This is a genomic window from Sphingomonas fucosidasi, assembly GCF_036663855.1.
Lineage (GTDB): Bacteria > Pseudomonadota > Alphaproteobacteria > Sphingomonadales > Sphingomonadaceae > Sphingomonas > Sphingomonas faeni_B.
Map to the genome: position 1 here is coordinate 423,233 of NZ_JAXOJR010000001.1, position 17,467 is coordinate 440,699.

Here is a 17,467-nt window from a genome sequence, read left to right on the forward strand (position 1 = left end):
CCGCCGCCGCCGGTCACTCGATCCGCAATCCCTCGGTCAGCGCTTCGAGCAGCGCGTCGACCTTGGGCGTAAGCTGGCGGCTTCTGCGCCAGACCAGATGCAGCGGTAGGCCGACCGTCGCCAGTTCCGGGAGGACCTCGACAAGCTCGCCGCGCTCGAGTTCGTCCTTGATCAGCCACGTCGCGAGCTGCGCGATCCCGAACCCGGCTTTTACCGCGCCGACCTGCGCTTCGGCGCTGCCGAGGACGATGCGGGCTTCCATCGGGTATTCCTCGATGCGCCCGGCGTCGCGCGCGAACCGCCAATTGGCCGTGCTGCCATCGCCGCGGCCGTAGAGGATGGAGTCGAACGCCGCGAGCGCATCGGCATTCGCAGGCATGCCCCGCCGCTCCAGATAGGCAGGGGCGGCGCAGATGATGACGCGCTCGCTGCCGAGGTAGCGGTGACCGAGATTGTCCGGCCAGGGTTCCCCCGCGCCGATCCGGATCGCGACGTCGACGCCCTCCTCGACGATGTCGATCTTGCGGTCGGTGAAGGTGATGCTCGGGCGCAGATTCGGGTGGCGTTCGGCAAAGGCGAGCAACAGCGGCATCGCCTGCATCCGCCCGAACGCGATCGGCACGTCGACCTTCAACCGCCCGACGATCTCCGATCGATGCGCTGCAAGCACCGCCTCGGCATCGGCAAGCTCGCCGAGCACCCGCACGCATGTTTCGTAGAAAGCGGCACCGACGTCGGTCAGCGTCAGGCGGCGGGTCGTGCGCTCGAACAGCCGACTGCCCAGCCGCGCCTCGAGCCGCGCGACACTCTTGCTGACCGCCGAATTGGTCAGGTTCAGCCGCGCCCCGGCGGCGGTAAAGCTGCCCGCATCGGCGGTGCAGACAAAGGCTTCGATACCCTTGAGACGTTCCGACGGGATCATGGCAGTGCATCCATTATGGAATAATTGTCGCTCTATGCACGAATTAATGCCGCACGACGTGCGTTTTCGTCGCGCGTAGAGAGGGCGCCATTCAGGAGTCCTTTGCCAATGTCGTCCCCCAGCCATCCTATCCACGCCGCCCCGCCGGGCACCAAGTCGGCGGGGCATGGCTTAGCCGTGCTGTTGCTGGCGATCTCCGCGTTCGTGATCGTCACCACCGAGTTCATCATCGTCGGACTGTTGCCGAGCCTCGCGCGCGATCTTGGCATCTCGATCACCGTCGCGGGGCAGCTCGTCACGCTGTTCGCCTTCACGGTCATGCTCGCAGGGCCGTTCCTGACCGCGATGCTCTCGCACTTCGAGCGCAAGCGACTGTTCGTCGTGATCCTCGTGATCTTCGCCGGTGCGAACGCGCTGGCCGCCGCGGCCCCCGATATCTGGGTCCTCGGCCTCGCACGGTTCCTGCCGGCGCTGGCACTACCGGTGTTCTGGGGCACCGCCAGCGAAACCGCAGGCGAACTCGCAGGTCCCGAAAAGGCCGGCAAGGCGGTCGCCAACGTCTATCTCGGGATTTCCGGCGCGATGGTGCTCGGCATTCCGCTCGGTACGCTCGCCTCGACCGCGTTCGGCTGGCGCGGGACGTTCTGGGGGCTGTCGGGCCTGTCGCTGCTGATGGCGGTGCTGTTGCTCGTCGTGATGCCGACGCTGGCACGCCCCGCGCGCGTCAGGCTCGCCGAACAGGCACGCATCCTCAAGGACCCGTATTTCCTCGGCAACGTCGTGCTGTCGGTCATCGTCTTCACCGCGATGTTCACCGCCTATACCTATCTCGCCGACACGCTCGAGCAGATCGCGCATATCCCGGCAGGGCAGGTCGGCTGGTGGCTGATGGGCTTCGGGATCGTCGGTCTCGCCGGCAATTGGCTGGGCGGGCAGTTCGTCGGCCGCGGGCCGCTGCTGGTGACGGCGATCACGGCGCTGGTGCTGGCGATCGGCATGGCCGCGACGACCCTGGTCGCTGGCTCGACCGTCTGGCTGGCGATCGCGCTCGCGGTCTGGGGCATCGCCAACACCGCGCTCTATCCGATCTGCCAGGTGCGCGTCATGCAGTCGGCGAGCCATGCGCAGGCGCTGGCGGGCACGCTCAACGTCTCGATGGCCAATGCCGGCATCGGCCTCGGCGCGATCATCGGCGGTTCGGTGATCCAACATATCGGGCTCGGCGCAGTCGGCTATGTTGCCGCCGCGATCGCGATCCTCGCGGTGCTGGTGACGCCGCTGGTGCATCGGCTGAAGGCCCGGAGCGTCAGCTGATGGACATGCCGGACGCACTGGCACCGGATCTGGCCGGACACGCCGCCTATGCGCGCGTGTTCCAGCCCGGCCGGCTGACGCTGGGCTTCATCGCCCCGCTCGAAGCGTGTCCGACCGCGCCGTGGCCGACGCTCGCCGATCACGCGGCACTGGCGCGGAAGGTCGACGCGCTCGACTTCGCGGCGATCTGGCTGCGAGACGTGCCATTCTACGATCCGAGCTTCGGCGATGTCGGGCAAGTCCTCGATCCGATGGTCTATGCCGGCTGGCTTGCCGCGCAGACGACGCGGATCGCGATCGGCACGGCGGGCATCGTCCTGCCGCTGCGCGATCCGCTGATCGTCGCCAAGCAGGCGGCGAGCGTCGACCAGTTGCTCGGCGGCCGCTTTCTGCTCGGGCTGTCGACCGGCGACCGACCGTCGGAGTTCGCGGCGTTCGACAGCAACCTCGACGATCGTCCCGAACGCTACCGCGATGCGATCGACGTCATCCGCGCCGCGACCGAACGGTCGTTCGCCCGGCATGCGTCTGCGTATTACGGCACGCTCGACGGCAGCATCGACATGGTCCCCAAACCGGTCGGACCGCGATTGCCGATCCTCGCGATCGGTCGGGCCGGGCAGACGCTGGACTGGCTCGGTGCGAACACCGATGGCTGGATCTGGCATCTCAGCGACGCGCGGCGCCTGCCCGACGTTCTCGCCCGGTGGCGAACGGCAACCGCCGACGGCCCGTACAAGCCGTACGGCTATGGCGCGATGTTCGACCTGCTCGCGGACCCGGATGCACCGCTGGCCTATGCCAGCGGCGGTATCCGTAGCGGTCGCAACGCGCTGATCGACCTCTGGAAGCGTCAGCGGGACGAGGGCGTGGCGCATGTCGCGCTCAACCCCAAGCCGTCGCGCCGCCCGTTTGCGGACGTGGCCGACGAACTCGCGACGTATGTCCTGCCGCATTTTCCGACCGACTCGCGTTAACCCCCCTCATCATCAGGATGTCACCCATGCCCAAGGTTTCCACCACGACCGATTACGCATCGCGCGACGCGAGTATCGCGATCAACAGCTACACGACCGTCCTGCGCCGCCCCCGCGTGCCGCACGACGTGTTCGCCACCTATTGGCGCGACGTCCACGGCCCGCTGTGTTCGCGCATCCCGGGTCTCGGCTGGTACGTCCAGAACCATCTGAACCGCGAGCAGGACGCGCATCTCTGGCCGGCTATCGACGGCATCGCGCCGTTCGCGGACTATGAACTCGACGGCGGGGTCGAGATCGGGTTCGCATCGAAAGCCGACCAAGACGTCTTCAACGCGGCGAGCCACATCCTGTTCGCCGACGAGCAGAACATGTTCGCGGCCACCGTCGCCTATGCGCTGCCCAACGGATCGCGCACGCTGGTCGACCGCATCGCCGACCCGATACCCAATGGCGATGACGGCTTCGACCGTATCCACGTTCACTTCGGCGCGGCCGACGGCGACGCCGGGACGTTCGCCACGTTCATGACCGAGTTTGCCGAAACGCTCGCCGCCGACGCCGCGGTGTTGAAGCTTCGTCTGCATGTGCCGGACCGCTACGACAATGCCGAACCCGCCCCGCCGGCACCCAATGTCGATCATCTGGTACCCCCGGAGCGTGCACGGATCGCGGTGATCGAACTCGCCTTCGAAAGCCCGCTGACCCGGCGTGCGTTCTTCGAATCCGACGCGTTCACCGCAACGCACGCCGCGCAAAAGGCGCATATCGCGTATGTCTCGGCCTTCGCGGTCAGCGGCGTCTACACCTATGTCCGCGACACGCAGCTCACCACCGCCGGGTTGCGCGGTAGCCGTCAGGCGCAGCTGATCGAGCGGCTCGGCGCCAACAATCAGGTGGCCGCCGACGTGCGCGGTCTGATGCAGACGGGCTCCGTCGACTAGCGATCGTTGACATCGCGGTGAGGGCGGATCGGGATCGGCGACGTCCGTGTCATTGATCCGACCCCGCGACGTCATCAAACTGTACCGCCACGCTCGTACCCGGTCGGGGGATGACCGCCGCCAACCTCACCGCGACCGATCCTGCGCCACGCGGTCGTCGCGGGCGGCGTCCAGTCGCACCATGTCCGCGACACCTAGTCTGTGGATATACCGATTGCGGGCGCACGTTCACGGCCGGCGTAGGGGCGAAGTTCTGATGCGGATCATATCCATCGCGGCGGGCCTCGCGCTGGCCCTCTCGACCATGGCGGGGCCGGTTGCGGCGCAGACCACGCCGCCGCCGTCACAGGACAAGCTCGAACGCGTCGTCATCGTCATGCGCCACGGCGTCCGCAGCGCGATGTCGAGCCCGGAAGACCTCGGCCGCTACAGCCGCCGCGCATGGCCGAAGTTCGCGGTGCCGCCGGGCCATCTGACCGCCAACGGCGCGACGCTCGTGACGATGCTCGGCGGCTGGTACCGCGCGCAGTACCGGCAGTTGGGGCTGCTCGGTGCGAACGACTGCGCAGTGTATTACTGGGCGAACCATACGCAGCGGACCGAGGCGACCGCCACCGCACTCGCCGCCGGCCTGACGCCGGGATGTGCAGCAACGATTTACCGGTCCGCCGCGGCCCCCGATCCGCTGTTCGAGGCACCGCAGACGCCGCTCGCCCCACTCGACCCGCAGCGGATGCTGGCGGCGATATCCGCGCGGGTCGACGGCGACCTCGCCGCATGGGACGCGCGGCAGGCCCCCGATCGCGACCGGTTCGAGGCGCTGTTGCTGCAATGTCGTCGCATTCCCTGCTCGGCGGGCGAGCGAAGCAAAGTGCAGCGCCGGCTCGGCGATACGCCCGTCGCGATGCGGATCGACGATGGCAAACCGGACCTGACGTCCCCCAGCCTGCAGGTCGCCGGGATCGCCGAGAGCCTGGTGATGGCCTATGCCGACGGGCTCGCCTTTCCCGGATGGCGCGGGATCGATGCGGCGACGATCGGCAAGGCGCTCGTCGTGCACGGCGCCGGCATCGACCTGCGCACCCGCACCCCGGAAGTCGGACGCCAGACCAGCAGCTACCTCGCGATGCGCCTGCTCGCCACGCTCCAGCGCGGTGGCGGCGCGACCGCCTTGGCCGACCCGATCGGCGACGCGGAGAAGATCGTCGTCCTCAGCGGGCACGACGGTACGGTGACGATGCTCGCCGGGCTGCTCGGCCTCGACTGGAAACTGCGCGACTATGGCGCGGGCGAAGCGGCACCGGGCGGCGGGCTGGTGTTCGAGGTCTGGCGGCAGGGCATGAGCGGCCAGCAGGTCGTCCGCACTCGCTATGTCGCGCAGGGCCTCGACCAGATGCGCCACCAGATCCCCTTATCGGAACGCACACCGCCGGACAGCGTCGCGCTGACGATACCCGATTGCCCCGAAACCTGCCCCCTGTCGGCGTTTGCCGGCCATGTCCTGAAGCAGGTGTCGACCGGTCCGCAACGCTGACACCCCGGACCAAATGGCTGTCCGCGGCGGTCTCAGATCGGACGTCTGGGCGGAGCACCCCAGCATGCTCCGCCTTGAACGCACCGATCCAGGCCGCGGGAACGCATGCCGCGACCCCGCGTCTCTGGCCGGATCAGTATTTGACCCGAAGGCGCGTGTAGTAGAACCCACCGTTGAACCCGAACGGTCCGCCGTTACGGGGATACACCTGACCGTCGGAGGTCCCGCCGGTCAGCGGATAGATCTGGACCGTGGATGTCGGTGCCAGCCGGTCGGGCCGTTCGTCGGTGAAGTTCTGTGCACCGATCGATAGCGTGACATGCTTGGCGAAGAGGTAGCTCAGTTCGATATCCGTCGTGAACTTCCCGCCGAACCGTTGATTGGCGTACCCCTCGGCCGGTGTCGTGGCGGTGGCCGCCTTGGTCACGGTCACCCCGTAATCCTGCGCGCTGGTCCACGAGCTGTAGTAGTTCTCACGGACGTTGAGGCTCAGATTGCGCAACGACCAGTTCGCGTTTGCCACGAGGCGATGCTTCGGCGCCAGATTTTCGGCATCGATCCGTTGGGCAAGCCCGATGACCTGCTGGTCGAACGATCGTAATTTGGTGTCGTTATAGTTGTAGGCCAGCGAGAAATTGAGCAGCGCCTCGCTCAGCGTGGTCCGATAGGTGCCGACGAAATCGACACCGCGCGTCCGCGTCTTGAAGCCGTTGGTGAAATATTGCACCTGGCCGTCGACGCCGACCGCCTGCAGCGCCGGCTGTGCCGCCACCGCAGCCGCGTCGACGATGAACGGCGATGTCAGGCCGATTCGGTTGCGCAGATCAATCTGATAGCCGTCGATCGTGATCGTCATGCCGCGGACCGGCTCGAGGATGACGCCCGCGCCATAGTTGGTCGATTTCTCCGGCGTCAGGGCCTCCGCGCCGTAATATTGCGCCGGTGCGCTGTCGACCGGATAGGTGCCCGCCTGGAACGCGTTGCCGTTGTTGAACGACGTCGTGACGATCGAGACGTTCGACTGACCCGGCGATGGCGCGTGGAAGCCGGTGCCGAAGCTGCCGCGGACCGAGAAGCCTTCGACGAGCTTGTAGAGCGCGTTGACCTTGCCGACCCAGGCGCTGCCGAACGTGTTGTAATGCTCGTAGCGACCGGCGGCACCGACCGTCAGCGCATCGGTCAGATCGGTTTCGAGACCGACATAGGCGGCATAGGCCTTCTGGTCGAACTTGCCCGCAGTCGCCTCGCTGGTGCCGGCATAGCCGCTGGCGCCGACGCCTTGCGCCGCCGTGGTGCCGGACGCCGTGTACACGCCCGGCGCAGTCAGCGTGAAGAGCTGTTGCGCGACCGCGTACGGACCGGCCGCATAGGATTGCAGGTCGCCCGCGGTCTGCTCGTAAGTCTCCTTGCGGAATTCGCCGCCCGCCGAAATCGTCAACGGCGCCGCCAATCCGACCTCCGCTGCATAGGTAAAGTCGGCGTTGAAGTTCACTTCCCGCTGGATCAGATCGCCGAAGTCGAAGCTCGTCTGCGTCGCCGGCCCGTAGGAGAAGTTGGCGGAGTCATACATCGACAACGACAGCGTGTTGCGCGCCAGCGTCCCCGACAGGTCGTAGCTGAAGTCGCCGCTGGTCCCCTTGTAGCCGAGCACGCCGTAGAGCTCCTGCGTCTTGCCGACGAAGCGCGGCGTGAAGCCGGCGGGGTAGAGCTGGTTGAACTTGAAGGTGTTGCCGTCCCGCACGAAGCCGCCCGATGGGCAGGTCGCGTTGCCGGCGGGGCAGGGGGTCAGGAAGAACGTGTTGTTGAACGCGCCATTGGCCCCCTGATTGCGCACGACGCCATTCGTATCGACTGCGGTGCTGCTGACCGAGGCACGATAGTTGAAGCTCTGATTGCCCTTGCTCTGGGCAAAGTTGCCGAAGAAATACAGCTTGCTGTCGGGGGTGACGTTGATCGCCGCGTTGAGCACCGACTTGAACCCGTGCGACGGCGAATTGCCCCAGATCTGCACGGGCAGCGGATAATTGGGCAGCAGCGACGCCTGTGCGGGGAAGTTCTGCGCGAAGTTCGCCGCCGACGGGCGCGTCCGGCCACGGCTGGTCTGGCCCTCGTCGACATATTCGCCGGTCGCGTTGATGAAGCCCCAGTCGCCCTTGATGCCGGCATTGCCCGCGATCTGATAGCTTTCGCCGTCGCCGGCATAATATTGACCGGTGCGACCGACCAGTTCGATACCCTGATCCTCGCGCAGCCCATAGTTCAGCACGCCGGCGATCGCATCGGAGCCATATTGCGCGGTGGCCCCTTCGCGGAGCACCTGCAGGTTGCCGATCGCGAGTGACGGGATTGCCGAGATATCGGGGCCCTGCGCACCACGGCCGAGCCCGGTGTCGCTGCCGCCATACACCTGCACCAGCGCCGAACGGTTATAGCGCTTGCCGTTCAGCATCACGAGGACCTGGTCGCCCGACAGGCCGCGCAGCGAGGGCGAGCGGACGAAGGTCGAGGCGTCCGAGATCGAATTCTGCCCGGCGTAGAACGAGGGCACGATGTTCTTGAGCGCATCGATCATGTTCGCGGCAGGCTGCGTCGTCAGGTCGGCCGAGCTGATGATGTCGACCGGCGACGCCGAGTTTGCCAGCGTTCGATCGGTTCGGCGCGTACCCAGCACGAGAATGTCGGCGGCGGGTTCGGCTTCGACGGGTGCGACGGCTTGCGGTGCCGTATCCTGTGTGGATTCCGGGACGGCGTCCTGCGGCGATGCGCGGCCGGCGGCATGAGCCGGGAATCCGGATATCAGTGCGGCCGCCATTGCGACGGTCGAGGTCGTGTACTTCATCATCCTAAGCCCCCTTGGAAAGTGGCTCTCAGGATCCGCCCCTAATGCATCCTCGCTTGGCGCCGCCGATTGCATCCGGCGTGATTGCGAGTGTCTTTGTGAAGGCTGCGACGCGCGCGGCACGGCGGCGCACGCGATGCGAAATGGTCGGGCAAAACCGGCGAACCGATCGAGAATCGTGCAGCGGTCGGGCGCCGATCGACGATCCGGACGTCGCGGCGTGATCCGCTGGCAGGCACGCGTTCGATGCGCGGGAAGGAAGCCACGGGCAGCGGTACTATCGAGCCACGATAAGCGGTTGCCCTCATACCGCGGCACTCACGCGACATCGCATCGGCGCGGTGACGGGAGAGCGGAGCGCATAGTGCAACACGGACCTCCCTCTCTGCCGAGCTCGCAGGGTGCAAAGACCCTGGACCGCGCCACTGGTTGAGAAACATTACCGTAATATTCGCCATAGCCCTGGCGCTTTGACAATAGAAAATGCGGCACTGCACAAACGTTTTGCCATTTTGTTGCAATTTTATCTCAATCGGTGTCCCTCGTGCTGCACGCTACGGGCGCGCAAGACTGAGTCCCGATCGGTCGATTTCACAAAAAACAGGGCTTTCCGTCGGCAAACGGAAAGCCCTGTCCGGTAGCGTAATGCCAGGGTCGTACGGGCGACGCGCAGACCGCGTCGCCCTTTGGTCAGCTGATATGCACCGCCTTCGTGATCAGATGCGCGGCGATGCCTTCGGGGCCATCCTCGGATCCATGGCCGCTATCCTTGACCCCGCCGAACGGGCTGTCGGGATAGCTGAGCCTGACAGTGTTGATCGCGACCATGCCCGCCTCGATCGCGTCGCCGAGCATGTTCTGGCGACGACCATTCTCGGTGAAGCAATAGGCCGCGAGCCCGAACGGCAGGCGGTTCGCCTCGGCAACCGCGTCCTCGTCGGACGCGAACCGGCTCAGCAACGCGAGCGGGCCGAACGGCTCCTCGTTCATCGCGCGCGCCGACAGCGGAACGTCGGCCAGCACCGTCGGCTGGAAGAAGAAGCCACCTTCGCCGCCATAGTCGCCACCGGCCAACAGCTTGGCACCGTTGCCGGTCGCGTCGCCCACGAGTTCGGCGATCGCATCGGGGCGACGGGCATTGGCCATCGGGCCCATCTGGCTCGCCGCATCCATGCCGTCGCCGATCTTAAGCGTGCGGGTCCGCTCTGCGAAGCCCGCAGCGAACCGGTCGTAGATACCGTCCTGAACGTGGAAGCGCGTCGGGGCGACGCAGACCTGGCCTGCGTTGCGAAACTTGTGCGCGACCAGCGTATCGAGCGTCTTCTCCAGATCGCAATCGTCGAACACCAGCACCGGGCCGTGGCCGCCAAGCTCCATCGTCGTCCGCATCATCGTATCCGCCGCCAGCTTCATCAGCGCCTTGCCGACCGGCACCGATCCGGTGAAGCTCAGCTTGCGCGTGATCGGCGAGGCGAGCAGCTGGCGCGACACCATGTCGGGCACGCCGAACACGCACTGCGCGACGTCGCCCGGCAGTCCGGCGTCCTGGAAACAGCGCATGACCTCGACCGCGCTACCGGCGGTTTCCTCCGATGGCTTGATGATGATCGAGCAGCCTGCCGCCACCGCGGGCGCGATCTTGCGCACGACGTTCATGATCGGGAAGTTCCACGCGCAGAAGGCCGCGACCGGACCGACCGGCTGATGCAGCACCAGGCTGCGCGTCCCCGACGGGCGCGGCAGGACGCGACCATAGATGCGTTGGGCTTCGGCCGCGTGGAATTCGAGCAGGGCCGCCGCAAACGCGACTTCGCCCTTCGCCTCGGCCTGGATCTTGCCTTGCTCCAGCGTGGCGATGCGGGCGATATGGTCGCCGCGCTCGCGCAACAGCTGCGCGGTCCGAACCAGGATCGCGGCGCGCTTTTCCGGGGGCGTCGCACGCCACGCGATGAAACCGCGCTGCGTCGCTTCGAGCGCGCGATCGAGATCCGCTGCACTGGCGAGCGGCAGCGCCGCCTGGCCCGCACCGGTCGCCGGATTGAGCACGTCGCGCGTATCGCGACCGTCGCCGCTCAGCCATTCGCCGGCGATATACAGGCCCAATTTGGTGTCATAGGCGGTGGTCATGCGTCGTCTCCTTGTTGGCGCTGCAGCTTGGCGATCATGTCGTTGGTGCCGGCGGCGGCTGTAAGTCCTCGCGATCCATCACGAGATCGCGCGTGGCAATCGCCGGACCGGTCGAGCGCGATCCCGCTCATATCCCGACCCGAGAACCGCGGCCGCGCGGTATCGTGGCGGTGACGCCGGGGCTCAGAGGCCGAGTTCCGTCAGGCCGGGATGATCCGCCGGTCGGACGCCGGTGCGTTCCCAGTGGAACAGCCGGTCGTTCGCCTCGATGGCGACGTCGTTGATGCTCGCATGCCGTTCGCGCATGAGCCCGTGGTCGTCGAACGCCCAATTCTCGTTGCCATAGGATCGGAACCACGTGCCGGCGCTGTCGTGCCATTCATAGGCGAAACGCACGGCGATCCGGTCGTCGGTGAACGCCCAAAGCTCCTTGATCAGGCGATACTCCTGCTCACGGGTCCATTTATCGGCCAGGAACGCCTCGATCGCCGCACGACCGGTGAGGAACACGTCGCGGTTTCGCCAGACGCTATCGATCGTATAGGCGGTGGCGACGCGTGCCGGATCGCGGCCGTTCCAGCCATCTTCGGCCGCGCGGACTTTCTGGGTCGCCGACGCGACGGTAAACGGTGGTACGGGTAGGCGGCTGGGTGTCATGACATGTCCAAACGGCTCGTTTCCGGCCACCGCTATATCCTGCCCGCGCGCGACGACAAACGCCGATCGGCGCGTATCGACGCTAGATCACCCCGCTCACAGGCCCCTGCAGCGCGTAATAGCGTTCCTCGGCGATCCGCCCGGTCCGCTCGATCATCGCCTCGACGCCACCGAACTGGAAGCCGAGTTGCGACGTGTAGGCGGCACAGGCGGCGATACGCCGTGCGCGCGTTTCGGGCGTGAGGCGTTCGATCACCGCCGGCTCGGCGGCAACCCGGGCTTCGCGATCGGCATAGGGCCAGTCTTCCCACAACAGCACGGCCTGCGCGGCGCAGGTCTGCCGGATCGCGTCCAGAACGACGTGGTGATCGACATGATTGCCGAGGCCCAATGGTCCGAGGACGAGATCCGGCCGTTCCGCGGCGAGCAGCCCGGTCAGTGCCGTCGCAACATCGTCGACGATCTGGTCGTCGGGCAGTCGCGCGGCGAACAGCATCGCGGTCGATGTATAGCCCCGGTGCGGCGCCTCGAGAAACGGCAGGTGGACCGCGCGTGCGCCCAGTGCCGCGCACGCCGCGTGATCCTCGGCCCGGCGCAGCGCCATGTAATCGACGTCGGCGCCCAGCCCCTTGTCGAGCTGGCACGCCAGCGCGAACCCGGTTGGCTGCGCGACGTTGCCCGTGAAGCACGTCGCGATCGTGACGTCCCACCCCTGGTCGACCCGCGACGCCAGCAGCCCGCCCGCGGAAAAGGCGGCGTCGTCGAGGTGGGGCGATATCGCGAGCAGCTTCATCGACCGGTCACAGCAGATGCGGCTCGCTGCGGAAGCGGCAGGGCGTCATCGGCAGCGCCGTTTCGAAGGCGGCTTGCGGACGGCTGCGCAGCCCACGGTAGATCCCGACGATCTGCTGCCCGACCGCGTCCCAGCTATACACGCGGCGGCATTCTGCCAAAGCAGCCGTCGCAAGGCGCGTGCGCAGGCCCGTATCGGTGATGACGCGGGTCAGCGAAGCCGCCAGCGCCGGCACGTCGCCGGGATCGGTCAGCAGGCCGTTCTCGTCGTCGCGGACGCAGTCGACGACCCCGACGGCGTGGCACGAGACGACCGCAAGGCCGCATGCCATCGCCTCGAGAATGGTGTTCGAGAACCCCTCGGCATAGGTCGGCGACACGAACACGTCGTGCGCGCGGTAGAGTTCGGGGACCGCGTCATAGTCCGCATAGCCGCTGAACGTCACGCGGTCGGTCAGCGAGAGGTCGGTCGCGAGCGCGTGGGCGGCCTCGACGTCGGGACCGATGCCGGAGATGGTCGCGTGCCACTCGCCGCGCACGTCGGGTAGCGCCTTGAGGAAGTCGAGCACGCCTTTGCGGCGGTCGACGCGGCCGTGATAGAGCAGCCGGACGGGACCTTCGGGCGCGGCATTCGATGCCGGCGTGAAATGGTCGGTATCGACCGCCCCCGGCACGATCGTGAACCGGTCGAGCGCGGTGCCCAGCCGGTCGTGGACCTCGCCCGCGAAACTGTTGCCGCCGATCAGCAGCGCGCCCGCATGGTCGAGCACGCGCACCATCGCGAGCCGGTGCGTCTCGCAGCACGAGCCGACCCAATGCCCGTCGCCGCCCTGGATCGACACGACGCAGGGCAGGCCGAGGCGCCGGGCTGCGATCATCGTCGCCCATCCGGTCGGATAGCCATATTGCGCGTGGAGCATGTCGAACGGATGCACCGCATGGTCAAAGGCGATGGCCTCGACGAGGGTGTCGATATCGCGTTCGAAATCACCACCAGCCTGTTCGCCCAGCGCCTCCAGGCCGACGACGCGCACGCCCGGCACCGGGGGCGGGGGACCGCCTCCATAAACGCGTGCCCGCGCCGGATCGCCGTAATATTGGCTGATCATCGTCACGTCGTGGCCCGCCGCGACGAGTTGCCGCAACAGGTTGATCGCGTAGATCGACATCCCCGATATCGCCGGGAAAAAACGCCGCGAGACGAAGCAGATCCGCATCAGCCGCACGCCCGAAGATAGGCGATCGACTCGGGAATGGCCTGGTGTGCGCGCGGGCTTTCCCGCGACAGTTCGACGCAGACGAGGCGGTCGAAGCCGATCGACTCCAACGCAGCCAGGATCGCCGGAATATCCATGTCGCCCTGGCCGAAGGGAAGGTGCGTGTGATCGCCGCGGCGCATGTCCTCGACCGCGACCGTACCGAGGCGGTCGGCATAGGCGCGTACCGCAGCATCGGGGGCGATATCCTGCGTGACGAGGCAGTGCCCGGTGTCGAGCGCGAGCCGCAGGTCGGGATGGCGAAGCGCCAGCCGCGCATAGTCCGCAACGGTCTCGATCAGCATACCGGGTTCGGGCTCCAGGCTGACGGGTATCCCGGTCCGCGCGGCATGCTCGACGATCCGGTCAAGCCCCGCGTCGAGCCAGTCGAGCGCATCCGCGTGGCGCACGTCGGGCTTCGGCACACCCGCCCAGAACGACACGGTTTCCGCGTTCAGGATCGCGGCGATCTCCAGCGCGCGGGCGAGGAACGCGACGCGCCGATCGCGACCGGCGGGATCGGCGGTGACCAGCGTCGGCTCATGCTTGTCGCGCGGGTCGAGCAGGTAGCGCGCACCGGTCTCGATCACCGACCCCAGCCCGAGCGACCGCAGCAACGCGCCGACGCGCGCCGCCTCGCGGGCCCAATCGTCGGCAAACGGGTCGAGGTGGTGGTGATCCAGCGTCAGCGCGACGCCGTCATACCCCGCATCCGCGATCAGGTGCAGCGCATCGTCGAGCCGGTGGTTGGCCGCACCGTTCGTATTATAGGCAAAGCGCAGCGTCATCGTGCCGCCTCGGTTTCAAGGCTCTGTTCCGACCAGACGACGTGATGTGCCTCGGGCTCGCGGTAGAGCGGGTAGAGCGGCCCGACGATCGCGTCTGCCAGCGCGGTGTCGAAGAAGGGCTGGCCTCCCAACCGGGCCATGGCCTCGTCGGTCAGGCGAACGGGGCGTCGCGTCGCGCTTTCCTCGCCGCCGAAGCTGACCAGCGGGCTGTCGAGCGCGACCAGCTTGGCGACGTTGCGCTCGCCGATCCGGTAATAGCTCATCGTCTCGACTTCCATGCCGGGCACGATCACCTTGACGACCGCGACGCTGGCGTCAGCGGGGGACATATCGACGTAGAGGATGTCGAACCCGGCCGCCTCGACCGCCTCCCTCGCAAGCTGCCCGCGCGCCCGTGCATCTGGCACGTCGGCGCGCGGCAGGTCGGCAAACGCGCGACGGCTGCGCTCGGAGAGCATCGTGTCGGCCAGCCATGCGCGCAGCGTCGCGGCATCGACATCGGTCCAGCGCCGCATCTCGGCAAAGGCGCGACCGTCGCTCGATTTGGCGGCACCGCCGGCCTGCGCCATGAACCGGTCGACATAGCCGCGCGGGGCGATCGACCTGGCGAGCGCCATCGGGCCGTGTGCGAACGCTTTGCGCGCGCGACTGGCGGCATATTCGGCGATCGCCTTGGCCAGTGCCTGCACCGCGTCGGGATGCGCCGCCTCGCCGCAAGCCGTCGCCATGATCGGTACGGCGGGCTCGCGCGCATCGACGCCGACGCAATAGACGTTCGCCATGCCGAACTCGTCGGTGGCGAATTTCGGGATCACGCGGATGCCGGCCGCGGCGAACCGGTTGATCAGGTCGCCGATCTCGCCGGGCAGACTCTCCGGCAGGTCGATCGCCACCCCGCGGTCGAGAGCGCGGAACAGCAGCCCGTTGCCGTCGCGCTGGAGGATTTCGCACAGCCCGTGGCCGATCGCCCAGTCGAGATCCGGCCCTGCGCCCATCCCGTTGGAGATGATGGTCGTGAACGGCACATAGCCGGGGTCGAGTTCCTTGGCCGAATAGGCGGCAAGGTCGATCGGCACGAGGACGCTCGATCCGTCCGCCCAGCGCCGGGCCTCGACCCAGTCGAGCGGCGTGTCGCGGCCGACCGGCGAACCGGCAGGCAGGCACAGCGTCAGCGGGTCGGCGATCCCGCGCACGCCGCGTTCGCGGACGAGGTCGGCATAGCTGCCCTGCGTCTTGCCGCGCGCCGACAGGGTGAGCGTCGGCCAGACCATCTCGGCGATCTCGCCCAGCGCGCCCAGGATCGCGGCCTCGTCGGTCGCGCCATAGCCCACGCCGTACGGCATGATGCCGTCGAGGTCGGCGGTCTCTGGGAACAGCGCGACCACCCAGACGGGTATGCCGACGCGGTCGATGCCGTCGATCGGAAACGCGACGATATCGCCGGCGGGGAACGCGTCGAGATACAGATGGCAGGCTGCACCGAGTTGCTCGGGAAGGCCGGTGATGCTGCGTGTCATAGCGGGATCCTCTTCACGCCCGGCGCGCGGGACAGCGCCTCGTCCAGCACCGCGACCGCGACGTCGCGGCCGACGTCGGGGGCATATTCGAACGGAGTCAGGACGGCGTCGAACGCCAGCGGAGCGATCACGTCTCGATACTGGCGGATCTCGCCATGCGTCAGCGGGATGTCCTTGTGGAACGCCTTGTGGCTCGAGATCGCGTGGCTGATGCCGGCCTCGTCCTGGTCGATCTTGAACATGTCGCCACAGAACAGGCGGCGGCCGACCGCGTCGTGGAGTGCTGCCTGGCCCTCGTAATGGCCACCGACGTGATGCAGCGTGTATCCCGGCGCGATCTCCAGCACGTCGTCATACGGCGTCGTGACCCGGAACGCCTTGGTCATGCCGAGGTCGTCCTTGTGGATCGCGAGCATCTCAGGCGCACACTCCCGCTGGAGCTGGAACAGCGCGCCATAGCCATGCGCGTGACTGGCCGCGAGATAGCGGATCCCGCCGAGCCGCGCGATCTGCGCGAGCATCGCGGCGGAGTAATAGGGCGCGGCTTCGAACGCGATGTTGCCGCCCTCGCGCACGATCAGCCAGCCGGTGCCGCCGAGCCCGAGCTGCGGCGTGGTGGTGAAGGCCCAGAGGTCGTCGGCCACCTGTCGCCAGCTGCCGTCGTGACTCGCGGCGACATTGCTTTCGGGGAGGAAGCACCAGCCGTCCTCGGGCAGATCGTTGCGCGTATCGTTGCATACCGGGCAATCGGCGGGCGCGAAATGGCGCTGCCAGAAGCCGCAATGCGCGCAGGCGTACCAGCTCAAAGGCATGATCGCGCCTCGGTATAGGCGGCGTCGAAAAGGCGCATCAGTGACAGGTCCCGGTCGATGGAAAAATCATGCGACTTGCCGCGGACCGCGGCGGCGAACGCGGCGGCCTGTGCGGCGAACGGCGACAGCGCGGCGTTGAAGGGCAGGGCGGTTTCCGCCCCGGTCCGCGCGCAACGGCGGATCACGGTGCCGCCCTCGGTCTGGCCCATCGTGTTCGTGGCGACCAGCAAGCCGTCCTCGCCGAGGATTTCCAGCCGGCGGCGGGGCAACACTTCGGGGCAGTTATAGGCGACGTGGCTCTGGACCAGCACGCCGCCTGCGGTGCGTCCCGACAGGATGCCGCCATCGTCGACCGGATAGTCGTGGATGCGCCGTTGCAGGTCGATATGCAGACGCGCGATCGGCTCGTCGACCAGCAGCGCCGCCAGATCGAGACCGTGCAGCGCGAGGTCGATGACTGCACCGCCGCCCGCCGCCGCCGGATCGGCGCGCCAGTTGCAGCCATCGCCTGCGTCGGACGGTGACCAGCTCGGGTCGACCCAACACGCATAGACGATCCGGACCGCGGTCGGGCGGCCGATCGCACCGTCGCGGATCGCCTGCGCCATCGCCCGGTGCGCGGGGTGGTGGCGCTGGTCGAACGCGGTGCCGTACAGGTGTCCCGCAACCGCCGCGCCGATCGCTTCGGCGTCGGCGAGCGTCGCGGCGATCGGCTTTTCGCATAGCACCGGCACGCCCGCCGCTACGGCGGCCCACACGGGATCGGCATGAAGATTGTTGGGCGTGGCGACGTAGATGCAGTCGAGCGCGGCATCGGCCAGCATCGCTTCGGCCGCATCATAAGCCAGAATGCCACCCGACATCGCGCTGGCCTGCGCCATCGGCGACGGGTCGGCGATCGCGACCAGAGTCCCGCCCGATGCCGCGATCCCCGGCGCCATGTAATCGCGCGCGACCCAGCCGAAGCCGACGATCCCCCATCGCATAC

14 protein-coding genes are annotated in these 17,467 nt (G+C 67.5%); 4 read left to right on the forward strand and 10 right to left on the reverse strand.

What is annotated here, in order from left to right; all coding sequences use genetic code 11:
• Positions 1 to 13: 13 nt before the first annotated feature.
• The gene (locus U1737_RS01900; RefSeq protein ID WP_248520871.1) at positions 14 to 922 is read right to left on the reverse strand and encodes a LysR family transcriptional regulator; all 909 of its coding nucleotides are present in this window, start codon (positions 920 to 922) and stop codon (positions 14 to 16) included.
• A 108-nt stretch (positions 923 to 1,030) separates the two neighbouring features.
• On the opposite strand from U1737_RS01900, the gene U1737_RS01905 reads away from it, so the two are divergent.
• The 4 genes from U1737_RS01905 (at position 1,031) to U1737_RS01920 (ending at position 5,691) form a co-directional block, all read left to right on the forward strand.
• On the forward strand, positions 1,031 to 2,236 hold the full coding sequence (locus U1737_RS01905) for an MFS transporter (RefSeq protein ID WP_332795381.1): 1,206 nt from the start codon (positions 1,031 to 1,033) through the stop codon (positions 2,234 to 2,236).
• Positions 2,236 to 3,213, forward strand: coding sequence for a TIGR03571 family LLM class oxidoreductase (locus U1737_RS01910; protein ID WP_332795382.1), 978 nt, complete (start codon positions 2,236 to 2,238; stop codon positions 3,211 to 3,213). The genes U1737_RS01905 and U1737_RS01910 overlap by 1 nt, the downstream gene beginning before the upstream one ends.
• 26 nt (positions 3,214 to 3,239) lie before the next feature.
• Positions 3,240 to 4,157, forward strand: a complete 918-nt coding sequence (locus U1737_RS01915) for an EthD domain-containing protein (protein ID WP_248520868.1) — start codon at positions 3,240 to 3,242, stop codon at positions 4,155 to 4,157.
• A gap of 256 nt (positions 4,158 to 4,413) precedes the next feature.
• Positions 4,414 to 5,691: a histidine-type phosphatase gene (locus tag U1737_RS01920; protein ID WP_332795383.1), complete on the forward strand. Its 1,278-nt coding sequence runs from the start codon at positions 4,414 to 4,416 to the stop codon at positions 5,689 to 5,691.
• Positions 5,692 to 5,824: 133 nt separating this feature from the next.
• On the opposite strand, the gene U1737_RS01925 is transcribed toward U1737_RS01920, so the two are convergent.
• The 9 genes from U1737_RS01925 to U1737_RS01965 form a co-directional block, all read right to left on the reverse strand.
• Positions 5,825 to 8,533, reverse strand: a complete 2,709-nt coding sequence (locus U1737_RS01925; protein WP_332795384.1) for a TonB-dependent receptor plug domain-containing protein — start codon at positions 8,531 to 8,533, stop codon at positions 5,825 to 5,827.
• A gap of 687 nt (positions 8,534 to 9,220) precedes the next feature.
• On the reverse strand, positions 9,221 to 10,657 hold the full coding sequence (locus U1737_RS01930; RefSeq protein WP_332795385.1) for an NAD-dependent succinate-semialdehyde dehydrogenase: 1,437 nt from the start codon (positions 10,655 to 10,657) through the stop codon (positions 9,221 to 9,223).
• 183 nt (positions 10,658 to 10,840) lie between these two features.
• Entirely contained in the window at positions 10,841 to 11,314 is a 474-nt protein-coding gene (locus U1737_RS01935; protein ID WP_332795386.1) for a nuclear transport factor 2 family protein, read from the reverse strand.
• 82 nt (positions 11,315 to 11,396) lie between these two features.
• Entirely contained in the window at positions 11,397 to 12,107 is a 711-nt protein-coding gene (locus U1737_RS01940) for a PIG-L deacetylase family protein (RefSeq protein WP_332795387.1), read from the reverse strand.
• 7 nt (positions 12,108 to 12,114) lie between these two features.
• Positions 12,115 to 13,275 carry a glycosyltransferase family 4 protein gene (locus U1737_RS01945; protein ID WP_332795388.1) on the reverse strand — a complete coding sequence of 387 codons (1,161 nt, stop codon included), beginning with the start codon at positions 13,273 to 13,275 and terminating at the stop codon, positions 12,115 to 12,117.
• Positions 13,276 to 13,322: 47 nt separating this feature from the next.
• Positions 13,323 to 14,150 (reverse strand): sugar phosphate isomerase/epimerase family protein, encoded by an 828-nt coding sequence (locus U1737_RS01950; protein WP_332795389.1) that lies wholly within the window; start codon positions 14,148 to 14,150, stop codon positions 13,323 to 13,325.
• Positions 14,147 to 15,667 carry a YcaO-like family protein gene (locus U1737_RS01955; protein ID WP_332795390.1) on the reverse strand — a complete coding sequence of 507 codons (1,521 nt, stop codon included), beginning with the start codon at positions 15,665 to 15,667 and terminating at the stop codon, positions 14,147 to 14,149. Before U1737_RS01955 ends, U1737_RS01950 begins: the two co-directional genes overlap by 4 nt.
• Positions 15,664 to 16,479, reverse strand: coding sequence for an MBL fold metallo-hydrolase (locus U1737_RS01960; protein WP_332795391.1), 816 nt, complete (start codon positions 16,477 to 16,479; stop codon positions 15,664 to 15,666). Before U1737_RS01960 ends, U1737_RS01955 begins: the two co-directional genes overlap by 4 nt.
• Positions 16,470 to 17,465, reverse strand: coding sequence for a Gfo/Idh/MocA family protein (locus tag U1737_RS01965; RefSeq protein ID WP_332795634.1), 996 nt, complete (start codon positions 17,463 to 17,465; stop codon positions 16,470 to 16,472). The genes U1737_RS01960 and U1737_RS01965 overlap by 10 nt, the downstream gene beginning before the upstream one ends.
• Positions 17,466 to 17,467: the final 2 nt, after the last annotated feature.